The following is a 25,560-nucleotide window of genomic DNA, read 5'->3' as shown; positions in this document are numbered from 1 at the left end:
GTCGGTCGGTTTCGGATTGCCCTTGCTCGATACCCACATGCCCGGCCTAGCAGGCAATGGTTATCAATCGGTATGCGTCGCCCGATCAGGCAGCGATATCGTAAGGACGGATCTCGCCGGTCAGATAGAGGTTGCGTGCCTTGGACCGGCTGAGCTTGCCGGAACTGGTGCGCGGCAGGGTGCGCGGCGGCACCAGTTCGACGACGCAGTTCATGCCGGTGATAGCGCGAACCCGCTCGCGAATCTGGTCGCGCAGACGCGAACGCTCCTCATTGTCAGAGGTGCGGCAATGGACCAGCACCGCCGGCGCTTCCTCGCCGCCCGGCGTGGTGATCGCGAAGGCGGCAATGTCGCCCTGCTTGAAGCCCGGCAGCTGTTCCACGGCCCATTCGATATCCTGGGGCCAGTGATTCTTGCCGTTGATGATGATCATGTCCTTGGCGCGGCCGACAATGTAGAGATAGCCATCGGACAGATAGCCCATGTCGCCCGTGTCCAGCCAGCCATCCGCCATGCAGGCCTCGGTCGCTTCGGGATCGCGGAAATAGCCGACCATCAGCGAGGGGCCGGTGGTCCAGACCTTGCCGATCTGGCGCTCGTTCATCAGGCCGCCATCCTCGTCGCGGATCTCGACGATCATGTCCTTGGCGGGCTTGCCGCAATTGACGATCGAGCGGAAACGCTGCGGACGGCCTTCCGGTGCGGCACCGCCCGACAGGTCGGTTTCCTCGACCAGTTCGACGATGATGCCTTCGCCCGGCGGCATGATGGTGACCGCCAGAGTGGCTTCGGCCAGGCCATAGCTCGGCAGGAACGCCTTGGGGCTGAAGCCGGCATCGCCAAACGCATCGACAAAGCTCTGCATCACGTCGGGGCGAATCATGTCGGCACCGTTGCCGGCCAGGCGCCAGCGCGACAGGTCGAAACGGTCGGCCGCCTTGGTCTGGCTCGACATGCGACGCGCGCAGATGTCGTAGCCGAAGGTCGGCGAGTAACTAATCGAGGTGCCTTCATTGCGGCTGATCAGGTCCAGCCAGGCCAGCGGACGGCGGGCGAAGTCCTCGGTCTTCATATAGTCGGTCGACACCTGATTGGCGACGACCGACAGGAAGCAGCCGACCAAGCCCATGTCATGATACCAGGGCAGCCAGCTGATGCAGCGATCGCTTTCCTGCACTTCCATGCCATGGCTGTGCGCCGACAGGTTGGACAGCAGCGCATGGTGCGTCACCGCGACGCCATGGGGGAAGCGGGTCGAACCGCTCGAATATTGCAGATAGGCGATTTCCTCGCCCTTGGCCTGCGGCAGGTCGCAGGGGACCGCCTCGCGGGCGATGAAATCCTCGAAGGCGATGCTCTCGACCGACTTCTGGCGACCGGATTCGCCCGCCATGTCCTCCAGTTCCTTGGGGAAGAGGAACAGCATCGGGTCACAGCTCGACAACTGGACATTGAGCTGGTCGATATAGCTTTCCTTGCCGCCAAAGCTGGTCGGCAACGGCAGCGGCACCGGCCAGGCGCCGGCATAGACGATGCCGAAGAACAGCATGGCGAAGTCGGCGCCGGTTTCGGCGACCAGGGCGACACGGTCCTCGGGCTTCACGCCATGGGCGATCAGGCGATGGGCACAGGCGATTGCGTCCTCGCGCAGTTCGCTGAACGGATAGGGCCGTGCCAGATTGCCGCGCGCATCATGGAAATTGAGACCGCGCTTGCCCTGCGCCGCATAGTCCAACGCTTCGCCCAACGTCTCGAAATCGGAGAAGCGGCGCGGAAGAACATCGTTGGTCGGCGTAGGTGCCATCATAATCTGCGAACCCGTCATATTGGTGTCACCCAATGTCATATCTGTCATATTCCGGCGGCCGCTATCAGTTTTGACGTCGACTTGCACCGGATAGTTTCAATCCAGCCTGTGCTTCTAGACCATAAGGCGCGGTAAAATTCCGGCCCGACTGTGGCATAAAGATGGCGCTTAGCGCATGATGGTGCACAATGCACGACCGGTCATGACCAGCAAACGCCCGCCCCCACCCCTGGATGAAGACGCATTGCGCGAATTGGCGCTGCGCTATGTCGGCCGGTTCGCGACCAGCCGCGGCAAGCTGCTCGCCTATCTTGCGCGCAAATTGCGCGAGCGCGGATGGGGCGGGGAAGCGCCGGCCGATCCCGAAGCGCTGGTCGCCCGTTTCGCGGAACTTGGCTATGTCGACGACAGCGGCTTTGCCCTGATGAAGAGCGCGGCGCTCGGTCGGCGCGGCTATGGCGCCCGCCGCATCACCGAAACGCTGCGCGCCGCCGGCATAGAGGAGGCCGATCGTGGCGCGGCCGATGCCCAGGCACAGGCCGATCGCTGGGCGGCTGCCGACCGATTCGCCCGACGCAAGCGGATCGGCCCCTATGCAATGCAGGCGCCCGATCCCAAGGGACGGGAAAAGGCGATCGCCGCCTTCCTGCGCGCCGGCCATGATTATGCCCTGGCCCGGCGCTGGGTCGATGCAGCACCCGGCGACTTCCCCGAAGCGGAGGATTGAGGGTTAATTCTCTCCCGCACCTCCCCGAAACCCGCTAGGCAGGATAGCATGATCCTTACCCGACTGCTTTTCGCCGCCGCCCTGCCCGCGCTGCTCCTGGCCTGCTCGGCCAAGCCCGATGCTGCAAATGACAGCGGCAATGTTCAGGCCGCCGCACCGCAAGGCGCGCTGCTCCCCCTCGTCATCCACACGGCGAAGGGGGTGCATCGCTTCGACGTGGAAGTCGCCCGGACCGAGGCGGAGCAGGAACAGGGGCTGATGTTCCGCAAGGCGCTGGATGCCGACAAGGGCATGCTGTTCCCGATGGAGCCGCCGCGCACCGCCAGCTTCTGGATGAAGAACACGATCATCCCGCTCGACATGCTGTTCATCCATACCGACGGCACGATCGCCTTCATCGGCGCCAATGTCGCCCCCTATTCGCGCGAGCCGGTGTCCGCCGGCGTGCCGGTTGTGGCAGTGCTGGAACTGCGCGGCGGCCGCGCCGCGGAACTGGGCATCAAGGAAGGCGACCGCCTATCCTGGGGCAAATGCGCAACAACCGACGGCAAGAGCGCGATCGACCTCGATTTCTGCCCGACAACCGCCCGTTAGGGCCATATCGTCCTTGCCCACGTCAATCCCAGCGGCTAAGCGCATCGGCCATGGGTATCCTGGCAAACATCTTCACCTGGTGGAATGGCGCCACCTTCGGCACCTGGCTCTTCACGGCCCGCAAGGGCACAAAAGTGGGCGAGGACCATCAGGGCAATGTCTATTATGAAGGCGGCGTCGATCCGAACGGCCTGACGCGCCGCTGGGTGATGTATAACGGCGCCAATGATTCGAGCCGCGTGCCGGCCGAATGGCATGGCTGGCTGCATCACTCGATCGAGGGCACGCCTGAAAGCTTCCTGCCGCCGCCGCGCATCTGGGAAAAGGAATTCACCCCCAACGCGACCGGCACCGCCAACGCCTATCGTCCCTCGGGCGCGCTCGAAAAGGGCGGCCAGCGCCAGAAGGCGACCGGCGATTACGAGGCATGGAGCCCCGACGCGGCATGATTCGGCGTCCGGCGGGGGGATTCCCGCCGATCCTGCTTGGCGCGCCGCTTCTGGGGTGCGCGCTGCTGGCGGCCTGCGGTCGCAATGATGCGCCAGAAGCGAATCAGAGCGGCCCGGTAAAGATCGAGGGCCAGCCTATCCGCAACGCGGACGAGGCCAGCCTGTCCGGTACGCCAATGGCCGAGCGGACCGCTGTCATCGGCCTGCTCAACAAGCGCAACGGCCTGACCCGCGACCTCAGCATGAAGCCCGGCGAGGCGCTGCGTGTCGGCGACGCCATCGTCCGCCTGCAGGCGTGCGAGACCACGGCTCCCTGGGAAAATGTGCAGGAAACCGGCGCCTTCGTGCAGCTGGACGTGCGCAGCAGTTCCGACGGCAAGTGGCGCCGCAATTTTTCCGGCTGGCTGTTCCGCGAACGGCCCGACCGCAATGTCGTCCAGCACCCGGTCTATGACGTCTGGGTCAAGAGCTGCACGATGGAATGGCCCGAAAGCGGTCCTGCCACGGTCAAGCTGGGCGACAAGGGCAAGGTGCCTGCCGCCGCATCGCCGGCCAGCGGCGCAAACGCCAGTTCGGCCGCCGCGCCCGAACCGGCCGACAGCACCGCGTCGCCCGTTCCCAGCGGCACGTCGCCGACGGCAACGCCCAACAACTGAAGATAGTCGCGCTGGCTGATTTCCTGCGCGCCCATGCTGCGCAGATGATCGGTCATAAACTGGCAGTCGAGCAGGCTGAAGCCGCCAAAGCGCATCCGCGCCACCAGCCAGGCCAGCGCCACCTTTGACGCGTCGGTGCGACGCGACACCATGGACTCGCCGAAAAAGGCACCACCCAGCGCCACGCCATAGAGGCCGCCGACCAGCTCATCCCCCTCCCAGCATTCGATCGAATGGGCAAAGCCCAGTTCGTGGAGATGGCGATAGGCGCGCTCGATCGGGCCATTGATCCAGGTCGAGGGACGATCGGGCGCGGCTTGCGCACATAGGGCGACGATGCCGGCAAAGGCGCGGTTGGCGGTGACGCGAAACCTGTCCTGCCGGATCGTCTTTGACAGCGAACGTGACAGGTGAAGGGCATCGAGCGGCAGGATCGCCCGCCTTTTGGGCTCGACCCAATAGACATCGTCGGCCTGCCGGTCGTCGGACATCGGGAACACGCCGATGGCATAGGCCTGCAGCAGCAACAGCGGATCGATCGTCATCGATTCAAGGGTCTAGCCAATGTCGAACCCGCCCGCCAGCCGCGATTGACTTGATCCGTCGCCCCCCTAGTCTCCCGCGCCATGATATCCCTCCGCCTCGCAGCCCTGCCGCTGCTCCTCGCCACCGTCGCCCTCCCCTTCGCCGCCTCGGCCGCGCCCGCATCCGATCCCTATGCCGCGCGAATCGCCAAGGTGCTGAAGGCCACCCCGCTGATCGACGGCCATAATGACTGGCCCGAAGCGATGGCCGGCAAGGCCGGGGACGCCCGCTGGACCATGCCGCTCGACCGGCTCGACCCCAGCCAATATCATACCGACATCAGCCGCCTGCGTGCCGGGCAGATGGGCGGGCAATTCTGGTCCGTCTGGGTGTCGGCCGACCTGCCCGAACTGCAGCAGGTGAAGGATACGGTCGAGCAGATCGAACTGGTCCACAGCCTCGCCCGCCGCTACCCGCAGGATTTCACCCTCGCCACCACCGCTGCCGAGGTCCGTGCCGCGCACAAGGCCGGACGGATTGCGTCGATGATCGGGGTCGAAGGCGGCGGCCAGATCGACGGCAGCCTGGCCGTGCTGCGCACCTATCACGACCTTGGCGCCGGCTATCTGACGCTGACCCACAGCCGAACCATCGCCTGGGCCGACAGCGCCACCGACAATCCCCAGCATGACGGCCTCACCCCGTTCGGCGAGGCGGTGGTGCATGAACTCAACCGCCTGGGCATGCTGGTCGACCTCGCCCATGTCAGCGAAGGCGTGATGATGGACGCGCTGAAGGTCAGCAAGGCGCCGGTCATCTTCTCCCATTCCAGCGCACGCGCGCTGTGCAACACGCCGCGTAACGTGTCCGACTCGATCCTGAAGCAGGTCGCGGCCAATGGCGGCGTGGTCATGGTCAATTTCGCGCCGCAATATGTGTCGGAAGCCCGCCGGGTCTGGAGCGCGGCGCGCAGCGCGGAAATGGCCCGCTATAACGCCCCGCCCTTTGGCGGCCTCTATATCGGTGATCCCGAAGGCGCGAAGAAGGCGCTGGCGGAATGGGAAAAGGCCAATCCCGAACCGGTCGTCACCTTGTCGATGGTCGCCGACCATATCGACCATATCGCCAAGGTCGCGGGTGTCGACCATGTCGGCATCGGCAGCGATTTCGACGGCGTGGGATCGCTGCCCCAGGGGCTGGGCAGCGTCGCCACCTATCCCGCGCTGCTGGCCGAGCTGATGCGCCGCGGCTGGAGCGATGCCGACATCGCCAAGCTGGCCGGCGAGAATGTGCTGCGTGTCATGGCGGCGGCCGAGAAGGTAGCCGATAGCATGAAGGCGGAGCCGATCGGCAATGGCACCGTCGCCTCGCTGGACGGCGCCAAGCCCGCAAAGGAATAGAGCCTGATTCACGCCATCGCTGGAAGCGCGGAGCGCTTCCACCTCAAACGATCAGGCTCTAACTGACGACCGGCTCCAGCAACCGGATCGTGCCCGCGTCCGCGTCGATTTCGGCGCGGGCGCCGACCGGGAGGCTGAACTGGTTGGCGACATGGCCGAACAGCGCGCCCTGGAAAGCAGGAATGCCGAGCGACGTCAGATGCTGCTGCAGCACTTCCGACAGGGTGAAGCCGCCATAGGACACGCCGGTGGCCGTGCAGCTGGTGCATTGGCCGAAGACAAAGCCGGCGAGCTTTGGCAATATGCCCGCCAGCGACAATTGGGTCAGCATCCGGTCGATGCGATATTCCGCCTCGTTGGTTTCCTCCACGAACAGGATCGCGCCGGTGAAATCGGGCAACCAGGGCGTGCCCATCAACGCCGTCAGCACGGTGAGATTGCCACCCAGCAACCGCCCGCTCGCCTTGCCGCCGCCAAAGGTGCGGATCCGCCCGCTGCGCGGCACCAGCCGATCCTCCGCCCCCACCGGATTGACATAGGTCGGCGTCGCCCCGTCAAACGCCACCGCGCGAAAGCTGTCCCAGCTGAGCTTGCCCCAGCCGCTCGCGGCATTGGGGCCGTGGATGGTGGTGAAGCCGGCGCGGGCCGCAAAGGCCAGGTGCAGCGCCGTGATGTCGGAAAAGCCGGTCAGCAGCTTGGGATTGGCGCGGATCGTCTTGAAGTCGAGATAGGGTAGCATGCGCGCGCAGCCCCAGCCGCCGCGCACCGCGAACACCGCCTTCACCTCCGGATCGGCATACATGGCGTTGACGTCGGCGGCGCGGTCGGCATCCTTGCCCGCCAGATAGCCATAGCGCTCGACCAGATGCGGCGCGGCCTTGGGCTTGAGCCCCATCGCCCGGATCGTGTCCTTGACCAGGTCCAGGTCGAAAGCGTCATCGGTAAAGCCTGCCGGCTCGACCAGGCCGACCACATCCCCTTCGCGCAGGCGCGGCGGCCGGATCAGCCCACCCGGCGCCGCTGCCGAAACCGAGGGCACGCCCGCCGCGACCACAGCACCACTTATTCCGGCCAGCAACCCACGACGATCCATCATGCAAAAATGCTCCCATCCTTGTGGCGATAGACCCCACCGGACAGGTGCAGATCGATATCGGGATAATGGCAATCACTGACAGACGGACGGCCAAAGGCAAGCAACACGCAGTCCTCATCGCTTTCGTTAAGCAGATGATGGCCATCCGCCACACCCTTGGGAAAGGCCGCCATGTCGCCCGGTGCCATCGGCGTGCGCCCGCCCTCCTCGACCAGCACCGCCTCGCCCGACAGCAGGACGACAAATTCGTCCTCGCCCTCATGCCAGTGGCGTTGCGATGAGGCTGCGCCGGGTTTCAGCACGACGTGGCTGACGCCGAAATCGCCAAGACCCGTCGCCGGGGCCAGCCGGCGATAGTAGCGACCGGCCACCGCCAGCGCATGATCGCCCGGATAGCCGGTGGCATTGCTTTGTGGAATGGCGGCGAGATCGATCTTCGGCATGGCCCCTCTCCTCTGCGCTGGTCAAGAAAGACGGCTTTCGCTAACGCTGCCCCATGACCAAGACCAGCACCAATCATGACGCCCTGGCCCTGGCCGAGCGCCTGCTCGCCTGCCCCTCCGTCACCCCGGCCGTCGGCGATGTGTTCGCCGAACTGGAAGCGATGCTGGTCCCGCTGGGCTTCACCGTAGACCGTTTCGTCAGCGGCGTCGCGCCCGACGGCCCGGTCGAAAATCTGCTCGCCTGGCGCACCACCGGCGCCGGCCCGCATTTCGCCTTTGCCGGCCATCTCGACGTCGTCCCGCCCGGCCATGGCTGGGCCAGCGATCCTTTCACCCCGGTGGTGCGCGGCGACCTGCTCTACGGCCGCGGCGCGGTCGACATGAAGGGCGCGATCGCTGCCTTCGTCGCGGCGCTGCACGAATTGCCCGACGGCCTGCCTGGCACGATCAGCCTGATCATCACCGGTGACGAGGAAGGCCCGGCCACCTATGGCACGCTCGCGCTGATGGACCGGATGGTCGCCCATGGCCTGCACCCCGACATGTGCCTGGTCGGCGAACCCACCTCCTCGGCCCGGCTGGGCGACGTGGTGAAGATCGGCCGGCGCGGCTCGGTCAACATGTGGATCAAGGTGGCGGGCACGCAGGGCCATGTCGCCTATCCGCACCTGGCCGACAATCCGATCCCGGCGCTGGTCCGCATCCTGGCCAAGATCGATGCAGAGGTGCTGGACGAGGGCACCGACTGGTTCCAGCCCAGCAATATCGAGATTACCGACCTGGAAGTCGGCAACCCGGCCCATAATGTCATCCCGGCGGCAGCAACCGCGCGCATCTCGATCCGCTTCAACGACCAGCATAGCGGCGCATCGTTGATCGATCGGATCAGCGCGATCGCGGCGAGCGAGGGCGGCAGCGTGGAGGCCAAGATCAGCGGCGAGCCCTTCCTGACGCAGCCGGGCACACTCTCCACCCTGATCAGCGATGCGATCCGCGACGTGACGGGACTCGACACCGAATTGTCGACCACCGGTGGCACGTCCGACGCGCGGTTCCTCTCGCGCCTCTGCCCGGTCGCCGAATTCGGCCTCAACAATGCGACGATGCACAAGCTGGACGAGGCCGTCGCGGTCGCCGACCTGCACGACCTGACCCGCATCTACACGCTGATCACGGAACGGGCGCTGCGGGGCTAGATTAACCGCCTGCCTGGAAGCAACTCGTCCTGAGCTGGCGCCCAAGCCCGGCATGACGGGTGAGAATGATCACATCTTGAACAGGGGAGCAGTTGCCCTTTGCTCCGCGATCATTCCTCTTCGGGATATCCGCATGCGCATTTCGCAGGCTCACGCCAATCGGCCGTAAGTTCCTCGACCTTTGCGATCTGCGTGGAGCAGGACGGGCACCAGACCCCGAATTCATCAACATAAGACCAGCTAGTATCGGGCCAGCAGACTTTCTGATTCATCAAATTTCTCCGTGGCGCACCGTTTGGAGCGATCCACGAAGAGACACCAGTTAAAGAAAGGTAATCTTGCTACGTGGCGGCCTGTAGCTTGGCCTTACTTGACGAAGGCCGGACCGATGGCTCGCTCCTACTCCTTAGCTCCTGATCGCGATGCCCCGGACGGGAGGCAAGAACAATATTATGAAAAATCATGATAAAAATTGCCGCAGCAATCAATTGGCATCATTTTTCCCCGTATCTTCACGTAAATTGAAGCCAGCAGGCGTCGCGCCCAGTCGATCGATGATGCGAGTCACCCCCATGTCGGCGGTGACATTACCGACGGTGCGGAAAATGTCCGGCACGGTTTCCACCGCGAGCAATAGCGGTAACGCCTCGACCGGGACGCCCATGGCGAGGCAGATGGGACCAGTGGTGGTGAAGAAGGTGATCTGGCTGGGTAGGCCCACCGCCGCCAGGCTGACGATCGCGGCGACCGCAACGCCCAGCATGATCTGTACCGGGCCGAGCGCCACTCCGTTCATCGCCGCCACATAGAGGGCGACGCCTAGATTGGCCGGCGGACTGGTGATGCGGAACAGCGAGATGGCGAGCGGCAGCACGATCGAGCGCGTGCTTTCCCGCACCGCCAGTGGACCGTCGCTTGCCGCGATCATCGCCGGCAGCGAGGCGATCGAGCTCTGCGTCGAAAAGGCGATGAGTTGGGCCGGCAAGGCCGCACGGGCGAAGCGGCCGGGCGCGATCCGGCCCAGCAGGATCACCAGCGGATAGACCAGCGCCGTCACGGCCAGGCAAATGAGGACGATGAAGGCGATATAGTGGAGCAGCGCCCCGGCGGTGGCGAGGCCGGAGCGGCTACCGGCCACCAGTGCCAGGGCGAACACCCCGATCGGCGCGAGCCACAGCACCCAGCTGACGACGATCAGCAACGTATCGACCAGCGCGGCGAGAAAGCCCGTCAGCGCGGCGCGCCGCTCCTCCGCCACGCGCGTCACGGCAAAGCCGAAGACAAGGGCGAAGAGCACGACCGCGACCACCTGCCCTTCGGCAGCACTGCGGATCGGGTTGGCCGGAATGAAGCCCAGCAACCATTCGGCGGACGGGCGAACGCCGGGCACCTCGCTGGCGGCACCCGCCCCGGTGAGCGCCCCCACGGCGCCAGCCGGCACCGGCCAGAATTGCAGCAGCAACGGCCCCAGCAGCGCCGCGACCGCCGCGGAGGCCGTGAGCAGCAGCGCAAAGAGGATCAGCGTCCGGGTCGCCGTGCCGCTGGTCCGCGCCGTGCTGGCGGCGGATGCGACGCCTGTGACGAGCAGCGCGAAGATCAGCGGGATGAGCGGCATCTGGAGCCCGTTGAGCCAGGCCTTGCCGACTGGCCGGGCGATATCGACGATGCGCGCATCCAGCGCACCGCCAAATTCCGACAGGGCAATGCCGCACGCCAGCCCCGCGACCAGCGCTATCATGATCCTGACCGTCAACGACATGTGCATTTCCCCTGATGCATGACGGCATCGCTCCCCTGCCGATCAGCCTAAAAGCTTGCAGGCAAAAAGAAAGCCCGGCGATCGCAGGGATCGCCGGGCCAATTTGGTCTGGCTGGGAGCCGACCGTATCTTGACTGCTCAGCCCTTCTTTTCGGGCGGCAGGGTGATCTTCACATCCTCGCCATTCTGGCCGGGGAAATTGGTGAACATCGCGTCGATCAGATTAGGCACCAGATAGGTCAGCTTGTTGGACAGCGACTGGGCGCTGGCCTTGCCCTCGAACAGGCGCAGATTATCGGCCGCACGATCGATCTTCATGCTGAGATCGCTGGTGTATACGGTGTAGCTCGACACGTCGTTGAAGCCGGCACCGCCGAACAGCCAGGGATCATAGAAGCCATAGCCCCAGGGACGACCCCAACGGCCATAGCCCCAGCCGCCGCCGAAATAGGGGCTCGGGCCGAAACCACCGGTCGAGCGCACACGCTCACGGCCATTGTCGACATCATAGGCGACACGCACGATGAGGTCGGCCTTGGCCGGATCGCCGGCGGCGACATAGCCGGTCTGGGTCAGGCGTTGCCCGACCATCTGGGCATAATGGGAAAATTCGAGCCCACCGGCGAGCTTGGGATCGTCGGCGACGATCGTGTAGCTCTGCCCTGCGGGGGCGGGGAGCTGCTGGAAACGGGCGACGTCCGCCTTGAACGACGTGGCGCAGCCGGACAGGGCCACCAACGCCAGCGCGGGCGCTGCGAAAAGGCCGATCTTGCTGAAAGCTTTCATTTTTTCGCGTCCTGAATCAGGCGGATGCCCGTTAGTCTTCTTGCGCCCTGCTCTAGCAAAACGCAACTGAACATCGTTTGAACGCACCAACCCGTCGATTGGACGCAAGCCATGTCCGGTCAATGAAGGGACGGAGCGGCAGCGCCCATTCCGTATGCCTGCCACAGGGAATGGATTCTTTCCCCGCCCCCTGTGGCATCAGGGCATCACTCAGCGCATCAGGCCCATGGCGTCATAGGCCGCGCGCAAGGTCGGTTCGGCCGCTGCCGCCGCCTTGGCCGCGCCCTTGTCGAGGATCGCATCGAGCGCGGCATCGTCGGTGCGCAGTTCCACGAAACGCTCGCGCATCGGCCGCAGCGTTTCGACCAGCAACTCGCCCAGCGCCGGCTTGAACGCGCCGAAGCCCTTGCCTGCGAACTGGGCACAGACCGCATCGGGCGTGCTGTTCGACAGGGTGGCGTAGATGCCGATCAGGTTGGTCGCTTCCGGACGACCAGCCAGGCCTTCCGCCGTTTCGGGCAGCGGCTCGGGATCGGTCTTGGCCTTCTTCACCTTGGTCATGATCGCATCATCCTCGTCGGTGAGGTTGATGCGGCTCAGGTCCGACGGATCGGACTTGGACATTTTCGCCGTGCCGTCGCGCAGCGACATGATGCGCGCCGATTCCTTGGGGATGATCGGCGCCGGCAGGGTGAAGACATCGACGCCGAAGTCGGTGTTGAACTTGGTGGCGATGTCGCGCGACAGCTCGAGATGCTGCTTCTGGTCCTCGCCCACGGGGACATGGGTCGCCTGATAGAGCAGGATGTCGGCCGCCTGCAGCACCGGATAGACGAACAAGCCGACCGAGGCGCCCTCGCGATCCTTGCCTGCCTTGTCCTTGAACTGGGTCATGCGGTTGAGCCAGCCGATACGGGCGGTCCCATTCAAGAGCCAGGCGAGTTCGGCATGGGCCGGCACGCGCGCCTGGTTGAAGAGGACCGAGCGATCGGGATCGATGCCCGAGGCAACCAGGGCGGCGGCCATGTCGCGCACGTTGCGGATGCGCTGCTCGCGCCCTTCATGCACGGTGATCGAGTGCATGTCGGCGAGGAAGAAGAAGCACTGGCTGCCTTCGTCCATCTCGTCCTGCATCTTCACCCAGTTGCGGATCGCGCCAAGGTAGTTGCCAAGGTGCAGATTGCCGGTGGGCTGGATGCCGGAAAGGACGCGCATTACTCTAATCCATTCTGTTGATTATGTGGTGCCTCGCCGCCGCATCAGCGCCTTGAGGTCGGATAGGCGATAGGCGCCGGTGACGAAGCATGCCAGCCCGTACAGCGCGACGCCCGCGCCGACAAGCAGGGCAAGGCCGATATAGCGGCTGACCATCGTGCCCGAGAGCATCGGATCGAGCAGATCCTCTCCCGCCCAGAGCGCCAGCCCCATGACGACCGCCGCCACGGCGAGGCGCGGGATACGGCGGCGCAGTTGCGGGTCGGCGGTGAAATGGCCACGCGCGACCAAGGTGCGATAGAGCATCGCGACATTGACGGTCGACGAGAGCGCGGTGGCGAGCGGCGGCCCGATATGACCGAGCGTCGGGATCATCGCGAGATTGCCGACGATATTGATGGCGATCGACAGCATCGCATAGCGCACCGGCGTCTTCGTATCGCCGCGCGCATAATAGCCCGGCGTCAGTACCTTCACGAGGACATAGCTGGGCAGGCCGATCGAGAAGGCGGAAAGTGCCCAGCCGCAGCGCATCGCATCTTCGGCGCTGAAGCGGCCATATTGGAAAAGGCCGCGCACGATCGGTTCGGCCACGGTGATGAAGGCGACGGTTGCCGGCAGGGTCAGGAATAGGGCCAGTTCGATGCCCCGGTTCTGGGTCTCCATCGCCGCCTGATCCTCTCCCTTCGACAACATGCGCGAAATGGTGGGGAGGAGGATGGTGCCAAGGCCGATGCCGATCAGGCCGAGCGGCAACTGATTCAACCGGTCGGCATAATAGATATAGGTGATCGAGCCCGAGGCGAGCAGCCAGCCCGACAGCGCCGTGGAGATCAAGAGGTTGATCTGCGACGCGCCGGCGCCGGCAGCGGCCGGCACGATCAGGCGCAGCAGTTCGCGCACATCGGCGTCGAGGCGCGGACGCTTCAATTTCATCGAGACGCCGGCCCGCCTGCAGGCCCAGATCAGCCAGAGCAGTTGCAGCGCGCCGCCAACCGTGACCGACATCGCCTGTACCCGCGCGGTCTCATATTCATCGGCGCCGTGGAAGAACCACAGGCCGGCGATCATCGCGACGTTGAGCAGGATCGGCGCGGCCGCATTGACCCAGAATTTGTCGAGCGAGTTCAAGATGCCGCCCAGCAGCGAGGCGAGGCTGATCAGCGCCAGATAGGGAATGGTGATGCGCGACAAGGTGACGGCGAAGGCGAACTGGTCCGGCGTCGGATTCTGGCGCGAGAAGCCGCCCGACAGCGCCCAGGTGATCGGCCAGGCAGCCGCCAGCAGGACAATCGTGAACAGGATCAGGACCGGCAGCAGCACCGCCAGCGCACGCTCGGCAAAATGATAGCCTTCGGCCATGCCGCCCGGCCCGGCCGCCTTCTTGTTGAACAGCGGAATGAAGGCGGCGGAGAAGGCGCCCTCGGCAAAGAGGGCGCGAAACATGTTGGGCAGGCGGAAAGCCACGCCGTTGAAGGCGTCCGACGCGAAGCCGGCGCCGACATAGCGGGCAGCGAGCGAATCGCGCACCAGCGCCAGCACCCGGCTGGCGAGCGTCAGCCCGCCGACCGAGCCAAGGGCCTTCACCAATTTCATGGCAATCTCCGTTCGGGCTGAGCGAAGTCGAAGCCCTGCCCTGAGCGTAGCGAAAGGGCTTCGCTACGCTCAGCCGCGCCCTTCGACAGGCTCAGGGCGAACGGATGGGTATTCATGAAGAATCAGGCGTGACCGGCGGGTTCGCCTGCGGTCTGCTGCATCTGTTCGGCCTGCTGCAGGTAGAGCGCACCGAAATCGATCGGATCGAGCAGCAGCGGCGGGAAGCCGCCGTCGCGGATCGCGTCGGCCAGCACGCGGCGGGCAAAGGGGAAGACGAGGCGCGGCGCTTCGGCCAGCATGAAGGGCTGGATCTGGTCCTCGGGCACGTTGCGCATGCCGAACAGGGCCGCATAGACCAGTTCGACGGCAAAGGCGGTACCCTGCGGCGCGACGGCCTTCACTTCGATCTTCAGCGCGATTTCCAGCACTTCGTCACCGACGCGGTCGGCGCCGATGTTGAACTGGACGTCGATCTGCGGCTGGTCCTGCCACTGATAGACGGCCGGGGCGTTCGGATTTTCGAACGACAGATCCTTCACATATTGGCTGATCAGCGCAATCTGCGGCGCGGTGTCGGCGCCATTGCCGGTCACGTTGGTCTGGATGGTGTCGGCTTCGTCGGCCATTGTCCTCAAATCCTTGCTGATCGTTCGTTGCTCGAAGGGCCGGAACGGCCCGCGATATCGATCCGCGCGCTTAGCAGTGGCGAAAGATCAGGGCAATGCCGCCCGACAGGAAGCAGCGTCGGCCAATTGCTGCGCATTACAGGGCAAGCCGATATTTGAAGTATCGTGCAAACATGCCTATGTTGATGGAACATCATCCCGAACAAAGGGTATTTGCCTCCGTGTACGTGATCGTCATCCTCGCCATGATTGCCGGCTTCCTGGCACTGCGGCTCTATTCCGTTCTTGGAAAGCGGACGGGCCATGAGCAGGAGCCTGCGCTGCGTCCGGCGGAGGAACGCGCCAAGGTGGGCGGGTTGCAGCCCCGCCCGATGCCGGAGGCGACGGGCGATTCGGTTCGCTTGGCCGAAGGCCTCATTACCCCGACAGGCGAAGCCGGCGTGCGCGCGCTGATCAGCGCCGATCGCAGCTTTGACGTGCCGCAATTCGTCGAGGGCGCCAAGAGCGCCTACAAGATGGTACTGGAAGCCTTCTGGCGCGGTGATCGCGACGAACTGGCCTGGCTGTGCGACGCCGATGTTCTCGGCTCCTTTGAGGAAGCGATCGCGGCGCGCGAAGCGGCGGGCCATGTGCTCGACAATCGCTTGGTGCGGATCGAGAAGGCGCAGATCGTCGATGCCAGCGTCAATGGCCGTATCGCCGAAGTCTCGCTGCGGTTCGAGGCGGACATCGCTGCCGTCACCCGCGACAAGGACGGCAATGTCGTCGCCGGGTCGCTGACCGACGCGGTCGGCACCAACGACATCTGGACCTTCACCCGCGACATCCGCAGCGCGGATCCCAACTGGAAGCTCAGCGAAACCGACGAGGCGGCGTGAGCCTGCATCATTCGGGGGGCGCGCTGCTTGCAGCGCTGATGCTGTCCGCCTGCGCGGGCGGCGTCATTCCGCCATCGGCCGGCGGCCCTGCGCCAAGCCGGCCAAGCGGTGGCGGCGAAGGTGCGACCCGGCCGGTTCCGGCCACGCCCCGCCCCACCCTGCCCCCGAAACTGCCGACCGTATCGCCGGACGACCTGTCCACGGATCAAGCCAATGCCGCCGGCCTGGGCGTCACGCCCGGCCCCGACATTGCCAGCCTGATCCCGTCCGGTGAGCGCGCCCGCGCCGCCCTGCAGGCCTTTCTCATTTCCTGTCCGACGCTGATGAAGCGCACCGACCAGAGCGGCCTGACGCGCGGATCGGACTGGAACAGCGCATGCAGCGCGGCCTCGAGCTGGCCCGAAGCCACCGCCGCCGAATTTTTCTCCCGCTATTTCGAGGCGGTGCAGGTGGGCGAGGGCAAGGCCTTCGTCACCGGCTATTATGAGCCGGAAATCGCCGGGTCGCGCACCCGCCAGCCCGGCTATCAGGTGCCGATCTATCGCCGCCCGGCGGAACTGATCGACGTCAACCTCGGCTTGTTCAGCGACAGCCTGAAGGGCCGCACCATCCGCGGCAAGGTTCAGGGCAGCAATTTCGTGCCTTTCGACGAGCGATCGCAGATCGTCGACGGATCGCTTGCGGGACGCGGGCTGGAATTGGCCTGGGCGGCCGACCCCGTCGAATTCTTCTTCCTGCAGGTCCAGGGCAGCGGCCGGCTGACCCTGCCCGACGGCGGGGTGATGCGCATCGGCTATGACGGGCAGAATGGGCGCGACTATACCGGCATCGGCAAGCTGATGAAGGATCGCGGGCTGATCCAGGCCGGGTCGATGCAGGACATCATGCAATATCTGCGCGCCCATCCCGCCGAGGGCGCGGCAATCATGAACGAAAATAAGAGCTTCGTCTTCTTCCGTGAATTGACCGGCGCGGGACCGATCGGCGCGCTGGGCGTACCGGTGACGGCCGAGGCGACGGTGGCGGCCGATCCCAAGTATATTCCGCTGGGCGCCCCTGTCCTGCTGTCGCTCGACCGGGCCGAACCCAATGGCATCTGGATCGCCCAGGATACCGGCGGCGCGATCAAGGGCGCCAACCGGTTCGACAGTTTCTGGGGCGCGGGCGACCGCGCGCGCGGCATTGCCGGCGGCATGTCCGCTCGGGGCAGCGCGCTGATATTGCTGCCGATCGGGTCCGCCGCACGGCTGGCGCGCCCGTGATCGCGCGCCATGCGACGCCGGACCCTATCTTCTGAAGAGCAGGCGCTCTGGGGCGCATTGACGCGCTCGGTCCGGCCGCTGCGGCCGGGGCTGATCCGTCCGCCCTTGCCCGTTGTCGCCCCGGTGCCGATCCCGGAAACAAGGTTAACGCCGCAGCCTGCCAAGGCGGTGCCGATCACCCCCGCCCGCACGCCAGCGGCCGTACTCGACACTGGCTGGGAAAAGCGAATCCGTAGCGGCAACATCGCCCCCGATATGTCGATCGACCTGCACGGCCATAATCTGGCCGGCGCCCATGTCAGGCTTAATCAGGCGCTGGCGGCAGCGATTGCCCGTGATGTCCGGGTGCTGCTGGTCGTGACCGGCAAGCCGCCAAAAGCCAGCAGCCACGGGGATTCGAGCCGGCGCGGCGCGATCCGGGGCGAGATCGGTCACTGGCTGGAGACCAGCCCCTATGCCGATCGCATCGCCAGCGTGCGCATCGCCCATCCCCGCCATGGCGGCGACGGCGCCATCTACCTGATTCTGCGCCGCAAAAAATGACGCAATTTGCGCAGCCACTGACCTTTTCTTAACCACTGTCCTTCATATCCGCCTGATCCAGCAGCACCGATTATCGGGGGCTTTGAGCAGGCAGGGAGGCACATGCAGGGCGTGACAGTGAAAAGCCGCGCTGCTGCCTTTGCCTGTGCGGCTGGCGCGCTCGTCTTCATCCTGTCGCTACTATTGGGCCATGGCGCGGCCGACAATCTGGTCGATGTCGGCCGATCCCTGATCATCGCGATCCTGTGCGGTACGATGAGCTGGGCGTCGGCCCAGCGCACCATCGCGGCCACCGCAAGCGCCATCGATACCGCAACGGAGCGGCTGCTGGCCGCCGCCCATGGCGATCTTCATTCCCATGTCCCCGCCGAGATCGGCCTGGAACTGCCCGACCTGTCGGTGGCGATGGAAAGCCTGTTCAGCCAGGTCCGCACCAATCTGGACCATGTCCAGACGCTGGCACTGTTCGACCAGGTGACCGGCCTTGCCAACCGCACCAGCTTCTGTCGGCAGGTCGAACGCCTGCTCGTCGAACGTTGCGGCTCAGGACCGGCAGCCTTGTTCTTCATCGACCTGGACGGATTCAAGGCGGTCAACGATACGCTGGGCCATGCGGCCGGCGATCAGTTGCTGGCGCGGGTGGCAGGCCGCCTGCGGGAAGTGGTGATGGCGCAGGTCAGCGCAGGCCTGGGCGACGCCGTGATCGGCCGCCTGGCCGGCGACGAGTTCACCATGTTCTTCCCCACCCTGCCCAATCGCGATGCGGCCTCACGCATCGCGCGTGCCATCCAGTTCGCGCTGGGCGAGCGATTCGAACTGGGCAGCCAGCATGTCGACCTGGGCGCATCGATCGGCATCGCCTGCTATCCCGAACATGGCGACAGCCTGTCCGCTCTGCTGCGATCGGCCGACATCGCCATGTATCATGCCAAGCATGAAGGCCGGGGCCGCGCCGAGATGTTCACCGCCGAACTGGCACTGGAGGCGGCGGACCGGGCCGAACTGGAACGCGACCTGTTGTTGGGGCTGGAGCGCGACGAATTCCTGCTGGAATTTCAGCCACAGATCGAGATGAGCCATGGCGGGGTGGCGCAGGCGGTCACGGCCGAGGCGCTCGTGCGCTGGGTCCATCCCGAACGCGCGCTGATCATGCCCGGCGCCTTCGTGCCGGTTGCGGAGGAAAGCGGCATGATCGTCGCGCTGGGCGACTGGGTCATGAGCCGGGTATGCGAGACCGCTGCGCGCTGGGCACGATCGGGCGTGCATCAGCGAATCGCGATCAACATCTCGACTCGCGAACTGGCGCAGGCCGATTTCTTCCTGCGCCTGCGCCACGCCATGGCGACGCACCAGACCCCGCCGCCCATGCTGGAGCTGGAGATTACCGAATCGCTGGCAATGGACATGGACGAACGCGTGCTGGGACAGCTCAGCGCGCTGCGACAGGATGGCGTACGAATCGCCATCGACGATTTCGGCACCGGCTATTCCAACCTGGCCCGGCTGCGCGAATTGCCGGTCGACCGGGTGAAGATAGACCGCAGCCTGGTGCGCGACATCGCGACCTCCGCAGAGGCGCGGACGATCTGCAGCGCGGTCGTCGGGCTGATTCAGGGCCTTGGCATGGAAGTGGTGATCGAAGGGGTCGAGACGCAGGCACAGATGGACATGCTGCGTGTCATCGGCTGCACCCTATTTCAGGGCTATCACCTCGCCCGGCCGATGGGCGAGGCGCAATATCTGGATCGATATGCCACCGCGCCCGCCGTCGAACCGACGGAACGACGCAGCCTCTAAGCCGGACGATTCAGGGCAGGCGCCGGGCAGACAGGATCTTGACCGTCGGCTCCAGCATCTGCCCCTTCATCACGCCATTGCCGGCGGTGGGTGATTTCGGACCGGCCTGGATGGCCTTCATGATATCCAGCCCCTCGACCACATGCGCGAAAACGGCAAAGCCCTGATTGTCGCCGACCGATTCGGGATGCGCGTCCATCGCCGGCATCTTGCCCAGCACGATGAAGAAATCCCCGGTCGCGCTGCCCGGCGCATAGCGAGCCATGGACAGCGCACCATCATCATGGGTGAGGCCCGTCTGGCTCGTGGGCTCATGTTTGATCGGCGGCAGGACGCGCTTGGGGTCATTCTGTGTCCCGCCCTGGATGAAGCCGTAGTCCGGACCGCCGACGGCGCGGTAGAAGACGGTGCCGTCGAACCGCTTTTGGTCGACGTAACGCAGGAAGTTGCCGGCCGTGACCGGTGCCTTGTCGGGATGCAGTGCCACCACGATGCGCCCGGCACTCGTGTCGAGCGCCACCCGGACATCGCTTGAGGCGACAGGCGGCGGAACCGGCGTTGAAGACTGGGCCAGCAGCGGGCCGGAGGCCAGCGCGGCAAGGAGGAACAGGGCCAGGGTGCGGATCATGGCGTCAAGCCTAGTCCAACCACCCTGCCCTGTCAGCCCATGGAGTCAGCCCATGGTTGGGGCTGCTATCAGCCTTCCAGCTGGCGCATCAGGGCGCGGACGTCGGCGTCCATGTCCGGATGGCTTTCGCGCAGCTTCTCGATCGTGCGCACCGCGTGAATCACCGTGCTATGATCGCGACCGCCAAAGGTACGGCCGATTTCCGGCAGCGAGCGCGGCGTCATCTTCTTCGAGATGTACATCGCCACCTGACGCGGACGCGCGACGGCGCGCGCACGGCGCTTCGACTTCATTTCCGACAGGTCGATCTTGAAATGCGCGGCACAGGCCTTCTGGATCTCGTCGATGGTCAGGCGACGCACATTGGCGCGCACCGCGTCGGCGAGCATGGTCTGGGCAAATTCCAGATCGATCGAGCGACCGGTCAGCTGGCCATAGGCCACCAGCTTGTTGAATGCGCCTTCCAGTTCGCGGACGTTCGAGCGGATCGAACGGGCAAGGAAGTCGATCACCGCATCGGGCACCGGCGGATCGCCGGCATGGGCGCGGCGCGCCTCCAGAATCGCAAGGCGCAGGTCGAGACCCGCGGGGCGGATATCGGCCACCAGGCCGCCTGCCAGACGCGACAGGATGCGCGGGTCAATGCCGTCCAGCATCTGCGGCGCCCGGTCGGCGGTCACGACGATGCGGGCACCGGTATCGATCAGGTCGTTGATCGTGTGGAGGAACTCTTCCTGGGTCGAGCCCTTGCCGGCGATGAACTGGATATCGTCGATCAGCAGCAGGCGCGCGGCGCGCAGGCGGGCCTTGAAGGCCATCGTCTCGTTCGAGCGCATCGCATTGACGAACTCGACCATGAAGCGTTCGGCCGACATGTAGAGCACCGGCGCGCTCGGCGAATGGGCCGAGAAGGCCCGCGCGATCGAGTGCAGCAGGTGCGTCTTGCCCTGGCCGGTGCCGCCATGGATGAAGAGCGGCGTGAAGCGGGGCTCCGCCTCGCCCGCCATCGCCAGCGCAGCCGAATAGGCGAGCTGGTTGGTTTCACCCGGAACGAACTGGTCGAAGGCGTGGCGCGGCTGGAAGTTGCAGGCGACGGTCGGCGCAGCGGCAACGATCGCCGGCGCCGTCACGGCTGCGGCCACGTCGCGCTTCACCTCCAGCAGGCGCGGACCCGACGAATCGGGCGCACGGCGCAGGCGCACTTCACGCACACCGGCGCCCGAACAGCGCCAGGCCATGCGCAGGCGATCGCCAAACTGGCCGGAAACGAAATTCGCGCTGAAATCCGACGCAAAATGGAGATCCAGCGTCTGCGAATCGGGGCAATAGTCACCCAGGCGCGCAGGCTTCAACCATTGGTCGAACATGCGCGCGCCGATGTCGCGGCGCAGACCGGTGCGGATGGTCGTCCAGGCGGATTCCAGGCGGGCCATATCTGCCGCTGCCTCTCCGTCCTGAATTCCAAGCACCGCCGCATTATCCTTCATTGAATGCTGCCCCCAAAATACCAACAAAAATGCCCCTGAGGGCACGACTATCGGACGCAACAAGATGGTTCGGAAAAGCGCCCCCGCCTTTCCGAGTCTGATACATCGACTGACATTATGACGACCGCCAGGAAGTGATTCGATCAGCGGCCGGAGGATCAAAATAGACAGGGCCGCTTCGCCGGATCAAGGGCGGGTCGCTTCAAAAAACTGAAATAAAGACGTTGACTCGGGAATCCCGCAGAAAACCGCAGATTCACAAATTATGACTATTTTTCAGTGAATTACTTGGTGGCGATTCTGACGATCTGGCTCGAATCGTGAGAAATTCGCGGGTCAGGGAAATGACTATTCCATGACTACAGCAGAAAAAGCCCGCTCCGGCGATCCGGAGCGGGCTTTTCAGATAAGCGGGTAGCTTAACGTAAGGCTTAGGCGATCGCGCCGACGGCCTTGGTCAGGCGACCGAACTTACGAGCGGCCGTGTTCTTGTGCAGAACGCCACGGGCAACGCCGCGGGCCAGTTCGGGCTGGACAGTCTGAAGCGCGGTCGCAGCAGCATCCTTGTCACCGGCGAGGATGGCGGCTTCCACCTTCTTCACCAGGGTGCGGATCCGGCTGATGCGGGCGCCATTGATCGCGGCGCGACGCTCATTGCGACGGATGCGCTTCTTGGCTTGCGGCGTATTGGCCATTCTATTCCTCGGTTCTCATCAAATCTCGGGAAGAGGCCCGTCGGATTCGCCAACCAGCCTCGTGAAGGTGCGCCCCTTACAGCTGTTCCGGGGTGTCGTCAACCAGCGAGCCCCCCGCTATTTCTGGCATTTGGGGCAATGGAAGGTCGATCGCCCCCCATCGACTCGGCGTTGCACGGTGCCACCACAGGGACAAATCTGTCCTTCGCGCCCATAGACTCGCCATTGATTGGAGAAATAGCCCAATTCGCCATCCGGCCGCGCATAATCGCGCAGGGTGGAACCGCCGGCGACGATGGCGGCGGACAGAACGGTACGAATCGCTTCTACCAGCAAAGTGAGTCGGGGCTTCGATATGCGCCCTGCCGCTCGAGTCGGGGCGATGCCCGCCATGTTCAGCGCTTCGCATACATAGATATTGCCCAGCCCCGCGACGATGCGCTGGTCGAGCAGCGCCGCCTTGATCGACGTCGCCTTGCCATCCAGCACCTTCGCCAGATAGGCCGCGTCGAAATCCGGCCCCAATGGCTCCGGCCCCATGCGGGTGAAGGGGGCATAGCCCTGCCAGGCGTCACTGCGCACCAGATCCAGCGAGCCGAAGCGGCGCGGGTCGTTGAGCGAGAGAAGATGCCCGCTGCCCGTCTCCAGCAACAGATGGTCATGCGCCCCGATTTCCGCCGGATCGATTCGCCATCGCCCCGACATGCCGAGGTGGAAGATCATCATGTCGCCGCGATCGGTTTCGATGAGGCCATATTTGGCCCGGCGCGACAGTCCCGTGACGGTGGCGCCGGTCATACGCTGACGCAGGTCCACCGGAATCGGGAAGCGCAGATCGGCGCGGCGTGGCTCGACCCGCGTTAGGGTCGCTCCCAGCAGGACGGATCGCAGGCCGGAAACGGTGGTTTCGACTTCGGGAAGCTCTGGCATGGCCCCTATGTAGGATGCCGGATAGCGGAGCGACAGGGGCGTTTACGCCTAGCTCCCAACCCATGCCTTCGCGCCGGATTGGCGCTGAAACTGCGCAATCACACAAGAGCGGGATTCGCCGCATCGCGTGAGCGCGCATAGCGCTTCCATCTGGCACGATCAGGCTCTAGAGCGAACCGCATGAGCGAAACAGCATCTTTCGGCTATCGCGACGTCGATGCCGCCGAGAAGGCCGGCATGGTCCGCGCCGTATTCTCCAATGTCGCCGCCAAATATGACCTGATGAACGACGCCATGTCGGGCGGCGCCCATCGGTTGTGGAAGGATCAGTTCGTCAAGCGGGTGAAGCCGCAGCCAGGCGAACAGATATTGGACATGGCCGGCGGCACCGGCGACATCGCCTTTCGCATGCACAAGCTGGGCGCGCATATCACCGTGTCCGACATCAATCCCGAGATGCTAGCGGTGGGTGTCGAGCGCGCGCAGAAGAAGGGCTATGAGGGCCTCATCTGGTCGGAACAGAATGCCGAGACGCTGACCTTTGGCGACCGGGAGTTCGACGCCTATACGATCGCCTTCGGCATCCGCAACGTCACCCATATCGACATGGCGCTGCGCGAGGCCCACCGCGTGCTGAAGTTTGGCGGCCGTTTCTTCTGCCTGGAATTTTCGACCACCACCTGGCCGGGCTTTTCCGACGTGTATGACAGCTATTCGCACAAGCTGGTGCCACAGCTGGGCAAACTGTTCGCCAATGATGCCGACAGCTATCGCTATCTGATCGAATCGATCCGCCGCTTCCCGCCCATGCCCAAGTTCGAGGGCATGATCCGCGACGCCGGTTTCGTGAACACCAAGGTCGAGCCGATCCTGGGCGGGCTGGTGGCGATCCATTCGGGCTGGAAGATCTGACGCCCGCATGACCACCCACGCGACTCATATCTGGCGGCTCCTGAAATGGGGCCGGACACTCGCACGCCATGGCGCCCTCACTGGCATCGAACGCGATCCGCTGACGCCGACGCCGGTGCGCCGGCTGGTGCGCCTTGCCCGTTTTGGCGCGCGCGTGCCCAAGCAGCCACGCTATGCCGATGCGTTCCAGTCGATCGGCCCGGCGGCGATCAAGCTGGGCCAGACGCTGGCGACCCGCCCCGACCTGGTCGGCGAGGAAGCGGCGAACGATTTGCTACGGCTGCAGGACGCCCTGCCCCCGGTTCCGTTCGACACGATCCGCGCGCAGGTCGAGCAGAGTTTCGGCCGGCCGCTGGAGCAGGTCTATGCCCGCTTCGACGAGCAGCCCGTCGGAGCCGCGTCAATCGCGCAGGTGCATCGCGCCGTTACCAGCGACGGCCGCGAGGTCGCGGTCAAGGTGATCCGGCCCGGCGTGATCGACCAGTTCAACCGCGACATCCAGACCTATGAATGGGCTGCCGCCCATGTCGAGATGCTGGGCGGCGAAGTCGCCCGCCTGCGCCCGCGTCTGGTCATCGCCAATATGAAGCGCTGGACCGCGCGCGAGCTGGACCTGCGGCGCGAAGCGGCATCGGCATCGGAACTGGCCGAAGCGATGGAAGCGATGCCCGGCTATCGCATTCCCGCCATCGACTGGGATCGCACGACCGGCAAGGTCATGACGATGGAATGGATCGACGGCATCAAGATCTCCGATCGCGATGCGCTGATCGCCGCCGGCCATGACCTCAAAGACATCGCCGCGCGGCTGGTCAACGCCTTCCTGCGCCAGGCGATCGCCGAGGGATTCTTCCACGCGGACATGCATCAGGGCAATTTGTTCGTGAAGGGCAATGGCGACATCGTCGCGATCGATTTCGGCATCATGGGCCGGATCGATCGGCGCGCCCGCATGTGGCTGGCCGAGATTCTCTATGGCCTGATCACCGGCAACTACAAGCGCGTCGCCGAAATCCATTTCGAGGCGCAATATGTGCCCGGCCATCATAATGTCGACGAGTTCGCTACCGCGTTGCGCGCCGTGGGCGAGCCGATGCGCGGCAAGCCGGCGAGCGAATTGTCGGTCGGCGGTATGCTGGACGGACTGTTCGCCATCACCCGCGATTTCGACATGCAGACCCAGCCGCACCTGCTGCTGCTGCAGAAGACGATGGTGATGGTCGAGGGCGTCGCCCATCAGCTCGATCCCGAAATCAACATGTGGGAGACGAGCGGTCCCTATGTGAAGGAATGGCTGCGCACCGAATTGGGGCCGGAAGCCAAGGCCGCCGATGCGCTGATCGAGAATTGGCGCCTGATCCAGCGCCTGCCCGCGCTGGTCCGCCGCATCGAAGACGCCTTCCCCGAAAAGGGCGGTGCCCCGCCGCCACTGCCGCTGGGCGACGTGAAGCTGATCCAGGTGGGCGGTGGCTGGCGCTATGGCCTGGTTGCGCTGCTGGCCGCGGCGATCGGCGCCGGGGCGATGGCCGCGGCCACGACCTTCTTCTAAGTCG

General features: G+C 65.0%; 24 protein-coding genes and 1 pseudogene. 12 read left to right on the top strand and 13 right to left on the bottom strand.

Annotated features, from left to right (window positions below; all coding sequences use genetic code 11):
- Positions 1-85 precede the first annotated feature (85 nt).
- Positions 86-1,846, bottom strand: a complete 1,761-nt coding sequence (locus E5554_RS07745; RefSeq protein WP_097382184.1) for a fatty acyl-AMP ligase — start codon at positions 1,844-1,846, stop codon at positions 86-88.
- A gap of 163 nt (positions 1,847-2,009) precedes the next feature.
- On the opposite strand from E5554_RS07745, the gene E5554_RS07740 reads away from it, so the two are divergent.
- The 4 genes and pseudogenes from E5554_RS07740 to E5554_RS23530 form a co-directional block, all read left to right on the top strand.
- Entirely contained in the window at positions 2,010-2,534 is a 525-nt protein-coding gene (locus tag E5554_RS07740; protein ID WP_125985623.1) for a RecX family transcriptional regulator, read from the top strand.
- 48 nt (positions 2,535-2,582) lie between these two features.
- Positions 2,583-3,128, top strand: coding sequence for a DUF192 domain-containing protein (locus E5554_RS07735; RefSeq protein WP_136186443.1), 546 nt, complete (start codon positions 2,583-2,585; stop codon positions 3,126-3,128).
- A gap of 50 nt (positions 3,129-3,178) precedes the next feature.
- Positions 3,179-3,577, top strand: a complete 399-nt coding sequence (locus tag E5554_RS07730) for an NADH:ubiquinone oxidoreductase subunit NDUFA12 (protein ID WP_004210347.1) — start codon at positions 3,179-3,181, stop codon at positions 3,575-3,577.
- Positions 3,556-3,990, top strand: a pseudogene (locus E5554_RS23530) (DUF2155 domain-containing protein); the annotation flags it as partial. The gene E5554_RS07730 and the pseudogene E5554_RS23530, both read left to right, overlap by 22 nt.
- A gap of 35 nt (positions 3,991-4,025) precedes the next feature.
- Here E5554_RS23530 and aat read toward each other — a convergent pair.
- On the bottom strand, positions 4,026-4,778 hold the full coding sequence (gene aat, locus E5554_RS07720) for a leucyl/phenylalanyl-tRNA--protein transferase (protein WP_136186442.1): 753 nt from the start codon (positions 4,776-4,778) through the stop codon (positions 4,026-4,028).
- Between the two features lie 81 nt (positions 4,779-4,859).
- Here aat and E5554_RS07715 point away from each other — a divergent pair, with 81 nt between their 5' ends.
- Positions 4,860-6,158, top strand: coding sequence for a dipeptidase (locus E5554_RS07715; protein ID WP_136186441.1), 1,299 nt, complete (start codon positions 4,860-4,862; stop codon positions 6,156-6,158).
- Positions 6,159-6,216: 58 nt separating this feature from the next.
- On the opposite strand, the gene E5554_RS07710 is transcribed toward E5554_RS07715, so the two are convergent.
- Together E5554_RS07710 and E5554_RS07705 are read right to left on the bottom strand one after the other, a co-directional pair.
- Entirely contained in the window at positions 6,217-7,254 is a 1,038-nt protein-coding gene (locus E5554_RS07710) for an LD-carboxypeptidase (protein WP_210729809.1), read from the bottom strand.
- Entirely contained in the window at positions 7,251-7,697 is a 447-nt protein-coding gene (locus tag E5554_RS07705; protein WP_136186440.1) for a cupin domain-containing protein, read from the bottom strand. Before E5554_RS07705 ends, E5554_RS07710 begins: the two co-directional genes overlap by 4 nt.
- 53 nt (positions 7,698-7,750) lie before the next feature.
- On the opposite strand from E5554_RS07705, the gene dapE reads away from it, so the two are divergent.
- The gene (dapE, locus tag E5554_RS07700) at positions 7,751-8,893 is read left to right on the top strand and encodes a succinyl-diaminopimelate desuccinylase (RefSeq protein ID WP_136186439.1); all 1,143 of its coding nucleotides are present in this window, start codon (positions 7,751-7,753) and stop codon (positions 8,891-8,893) included.
- Between the two features lie 484 nt (positions 8,894-9,377).
- Here dapE and E5554_RS07695 read toward each other — a convergent pair whose 3' ends face one another.
- The 5 genes from E5554_RS07695 to secB all read right to left on the bottom strand — a co-directional run bounded on the left by E5554_RS07695 (position 9,378) and on the right by secB (position 14,875).
- Positions 9,378-10,652 (bottom strand): cation:dicarboxylase symporter family transporter, encoded by a 1,275-nt coding sequence (locus E5554_RS07695; protein ID WP_136186438.1) that lies wholly within the window; start codon positions 10,650-10,652, stop codon positions 9,378-9,380.
- Between the two features lie 138 nt (positions 10,653-10,790).
- Entirely contained in the window at positions 10,791-11,438 is a 648-nt protein-coding gene (locus E5554_RS07690) for a DUF4136 domain-containing protein (RefSeq protein WP_004210337.1), read from the bottom strand.
- Positions 11,439-11,648: 210 nt separating this feature from the next.
- Positions 11,649-12,653 (bottom strand): tryptophan--tRNA ligase, encoded by a 1,005-nt coding sequence (gene trpS, locus E5554_RS07685; RefSeq protein WP_004210335.1) that lies wholly within the window; start codon positions 12,651-12,653, stop codon positions 11,649-11,651.
- A 21-nt stretch (positions 12,654-12,674) separates the two neighbouring features.
- Positions 12,675-14,249, bottom strand: a complete 1,575-nt coding sequence (gene murJ, locus E5554_RS07680) for a murein biosynthesis integral membrane protein MurJ (RefSeq protein ID WP_136186437.1) — start codon at positions 14,247-14,249, stop codon at positions 12,675-12,677.
- 122 nt (positions 14,250-14,371) lie between these two features.
- On the bottom strand, positions 14,372-14,875 hold the full coding sequence (gene secB, locus E5554_RS07675; RefSeq protein ID WP_004210332.1) for a protein-export chaperone SecB: 504 nt from the start codon (positions 14,873-14,875) through the stop codon (positions 14,372-14,374).
- 221 nt (positions 14,876-15,096) lie between these two features.
- Between secB and E5554_RS07670 the strand changes: the two genes are divergently transcribed.
- The 4 genes from E5554_RS07670 (at position 15,097) to E5554_RS07655 (ending at position 19,355) form a co-directional block, all read left to right on the top strand.
- Positions 15,097-15,753, top strand: coding sequence for a Tim44/TimA family putative adaptor protein (locus E5554_RS07670; protein WP_136186436.1), 657 nt, complete (start codon positions 15,097-15,099; stop codon positions 15,751-15,753).
- A complete protein-coding gene (locus E5554_RS07665) occupies positions 15,750-17,015 on the top strand; it encodes a murein transglycosylase A (protein ID WP_136186435.1) in 1,266 nt (421 codons plus the stop codon). Before E5554_RS07670 ends, E5554_RS07665 begins: the two co-directional genes overlap by 4 nt.
- 9 nt (positions 17,016-17,024) lie before the next feature.
- Positions 17,025-17,558, top strand: coding sequence for a Smr/MutS family protein (locus E5554_RS07660; protein ID WP_048936409.1), 534 nt, complete (start codon positions 17,025-17,027; stop codon positions 17,556-17,558).
- Positions 17,559-17,660: 102 nt separating this feature from the next.
- A complete protein-coding gene (locus E5554_RS07655) occupies positions 17,661-19,355 on the top strand; it encodes an EAL domain-containing protein (RefSeq protein ID WP_136186434.1) in 1,695 nt (564 codons plus the stop codon).
- 10 nt (positions 19,356-19,365) lie between these two features.
- On the opposite strand, the gene E5554_RS07650 is transcribed toward E5554_RS07655, so the two are convergent.
- The 4 genes from E5554_RS07650 to mutM form a co-directional block, all read right to left on the bottom strand.
- Entirely contained in the window at positions 19,366-19,983 is a 618-nt protein-coding gene (locus E5554_RS07650; RefSeq protein ID WP_136186433.1) for a peptidylprolyl isomerase, read from the bottom strand.
- 68 nt (positions 19,984-20,051) lie between these two features.
- Positions 20,052-21,470, bottom strand: coding sequence for a chromosomal replication initiator protein DnaA (dnaA, locus tag E5554_RS07645; protein WP_004210320.1), 1,419 nt, complete (start codon positions 21,468-21,470; stop codon positions 20,052-20,054).
- A gap of 431 nt (positions 21,471-21,901) precedes the next feature.
- Positions 21,902-22,165, bottom strand: coding sequence for a 30S ribosomal protein S20 (gene rpsT, locus E5554_RS07640; protein WP_010335635.1), 264 nt, complete (start codon positions 22,163-22,165; stop codon positions 21,902-21,904).
- Positions 22,166-22,282: 117 nt separating this feature from the next.
- Entirely contained in the window at positions 22,283-23,095 is an 813-nt protein-coding gene (gene mutM / locus E5554_RS07635; protein ID WP_136186432.1) for a bifunctional DNA-formamidopyrimidine glycosylase/DNA-(apurinic or apyrimidinic site) lyase, read from the bottom strand.
- Positions 23,096-23,275: 180 nt separating this feature from the next.
- Here mutM and E5554_RS07630 point away from each other — a divergent pair, with 180 nt between their 5' ends.
- Positions 23,276-24,007: a class I SAM-dependent methyltransferase gene (locus E5554_RS07630; protein WP_010335632.1), complete on the top strand. Its 732-nt coding sequence runs from the start codon at positions 23,276-23,278 to the stop codon at positions 24,005-24,007.
- Between the two features lie 7 nt (positions 24,008-24,014).
- The gene (gene ubiB, locus E5554_RS07625; RefSeq protein ID WP_125985636.1) at positions 24,015-25,556 is read left to right on the top strand and encodes a 2-polyprenylphenol 6-hydroxylase; all 1,542 of its coding nucleotides are present in this window, start codon (positions 24,015-24,017) and stop codon (positions 25,554-25,556) included.
- The last annotated feature ends 4 nt before the right edge of the window (positions 25,557-25,560 follow it).

The organism is Sphingobium sp. PAMC28499 (assembly GCF_004795815.1).
Lineage (GTDB): Bacteria > Pseudomonadota > Alphaproteobacteria > Sphingomonadales > Sphingomonadaceae > Sphingobium > Sphingobium yanoikuyae.
Note: the sequence above shows the minus strand (reverse complement) of the source record. Positions and strands in the feature narration are given on the sequence as shown.

Excerpts from the sequence above, each read along its gene's own strand:
- rpsT (WP_010335635.1), bottom strand. The coding sequence starts at position 22,165 with ATGGCCAATACGCCGCAAGCCAAGAAGCGCATCCGTCGCAATGAGCGT.
- E5554_RS07710 (WP_210729809.1), bottom strand. The coding sequence starts at position 7,254 with ATGATGGATCGTCGTGGGTTGCTGGCCGGAATAAGTGGTGCTGTGGTC.
- E5554_RS07730 (WP_004210347.1), top strand. The coding sequence starts at position 3,179 with ATGGGTATCCTGGCAAACATCTTCACCTGGTGGAATGGCGCCACCTTC.
- E5554_RS07715 (WP_136186441.1), top strand. The coding sequence starts at position 4,860 with ATGATATCCCTCCGCCTCGCAGCCCTGCCGCTGCTCCTCGCCACCGTC.
- E5554_RS07630 (WP_010335632.1), top strand. The coding sequence starts at position 23,276 with ATGAGCGAAACAGCATCTTTCGGCTATCGCGACGTCGATGCCGCCGAG.
- ubiB (WP_125985636.1), top strand. The coding sequence starts at position 24,015 with ATGACCACCCACGCGACTCATATCTGGCGGCTCCTGAAATGGGGCCGG.
- E5554_RS07650 (WP_136186433.1), bottom strand. The coding sequence starts at position 19,983 with ATGATCCGCACCCTGGCCCTGTTCCTCCTTGCCGCGCTGGCCTCCGGC.
- E5554_RS07745 (WP_097382184.1), bottom strand. The coding sequence starts at position 1,846 with ATGACATTGGGTGACACCAATATGACGGGTTCGCAGATTATGATGGCA.
- dnaA (WP_004210320.1), bottom strand. The coding sequence starts at position 21,470 with ATGAAGGATAATGCGGCGGTGCTTGGAATTCAGGACGGAGAGGCAGCG.
- murJ (WP_136186437.1), bottom strand. The coding sequence starts at position 14,249 with ATGAAATTGGTGAAGGCCCTTGGCTCGGTCGGCGGGCTGACGCTCGCC.
- mutM (WP_136186432.1), bottom strand. The coding sequence starts at position 23,095 with ATGCCAGAGCTTCCCGAAGTCGAAACCACCGTTTCCGGCCTGCGATCC.
- E5554_RS07735 (WP_136186443.1), top strand. The coding sequence starts at position 2,583 with ATGATCCTTACCCGACTGCTTTTCGCCGCCGCCCTGCCCGCGCTGCTC.
- trpS (WP_004210335.1), bottom strand. The coding sequence starts at position 12,653 with ATGCGCGTCCTTTCCGGCATCCAGCCCACCGGCAATCTGCACCTTGGC.
- E5554_RS07655 (WP_136186434.1), top strand. The coding sequence starts at position 17,661 with ATGCAGGGCGTGACAGTGAAAAGCCGCGCTGCTGCCTTTGCCTGTGCG.
- E5554_RS07690 (WP_004210337.1), bottom strand. The coding sequence starts at position 11,438 with ATGAAAGCTTTCAGCAAGATCGGCCTTTTCGCAGCGCCCGCGCTGGCG.
- E5554_RS07705 (WP_136186440.1), bottom strand. The coding sequence starts at position 7,697 with ATGCCGAAGATCGATCTCGCCGCCATTCCACAAAGCAATGCCACCGGC.
- dapE (WP_136186439.1), top strand. The coding sequence starts at position 7,751 with ATGACCAAGACCAGCACCAATCATGACGCCCTGGCCCTGGCCGAGCGC.
- secB (WP_004210332.1), bottom strand. The coding sequence starts at position 14,875 with ATGGCCGACGAAGCCGACACCATCCAGACCAACGTGACCGGCAATGGC.
- aat (WP_136186442.1), bottom strand. The coding sequence starts at position 4,778 with ATGACGATCGATCCGCTGTTGCTGCTGCAGGCCTATGCCATCGGCGTG.
- E5554_RS07695 (WP_136186438.1), bottom strand. The coding sequence starts at position 10,652 with ATGTCGTTGACGGTCAGGATCATGATAGCGCTGGTCGCGGGGCTGGCG.
- E5554_RS07740 (WP_125985623.1), top strand. The coding sequence starts at position 2,010 with ATGACCAGCAAACGCCCGCCCCCACCCCTGGATGAAGACGCATTGCGC.
- E5554_RS07660 (WP_048936409.1), top strand. The coding sequence starts at position 17,025 with ATGCGACGCCGGACCCTATCTTCTGAAGAGCAGGCGCTCTGGGGCGCA.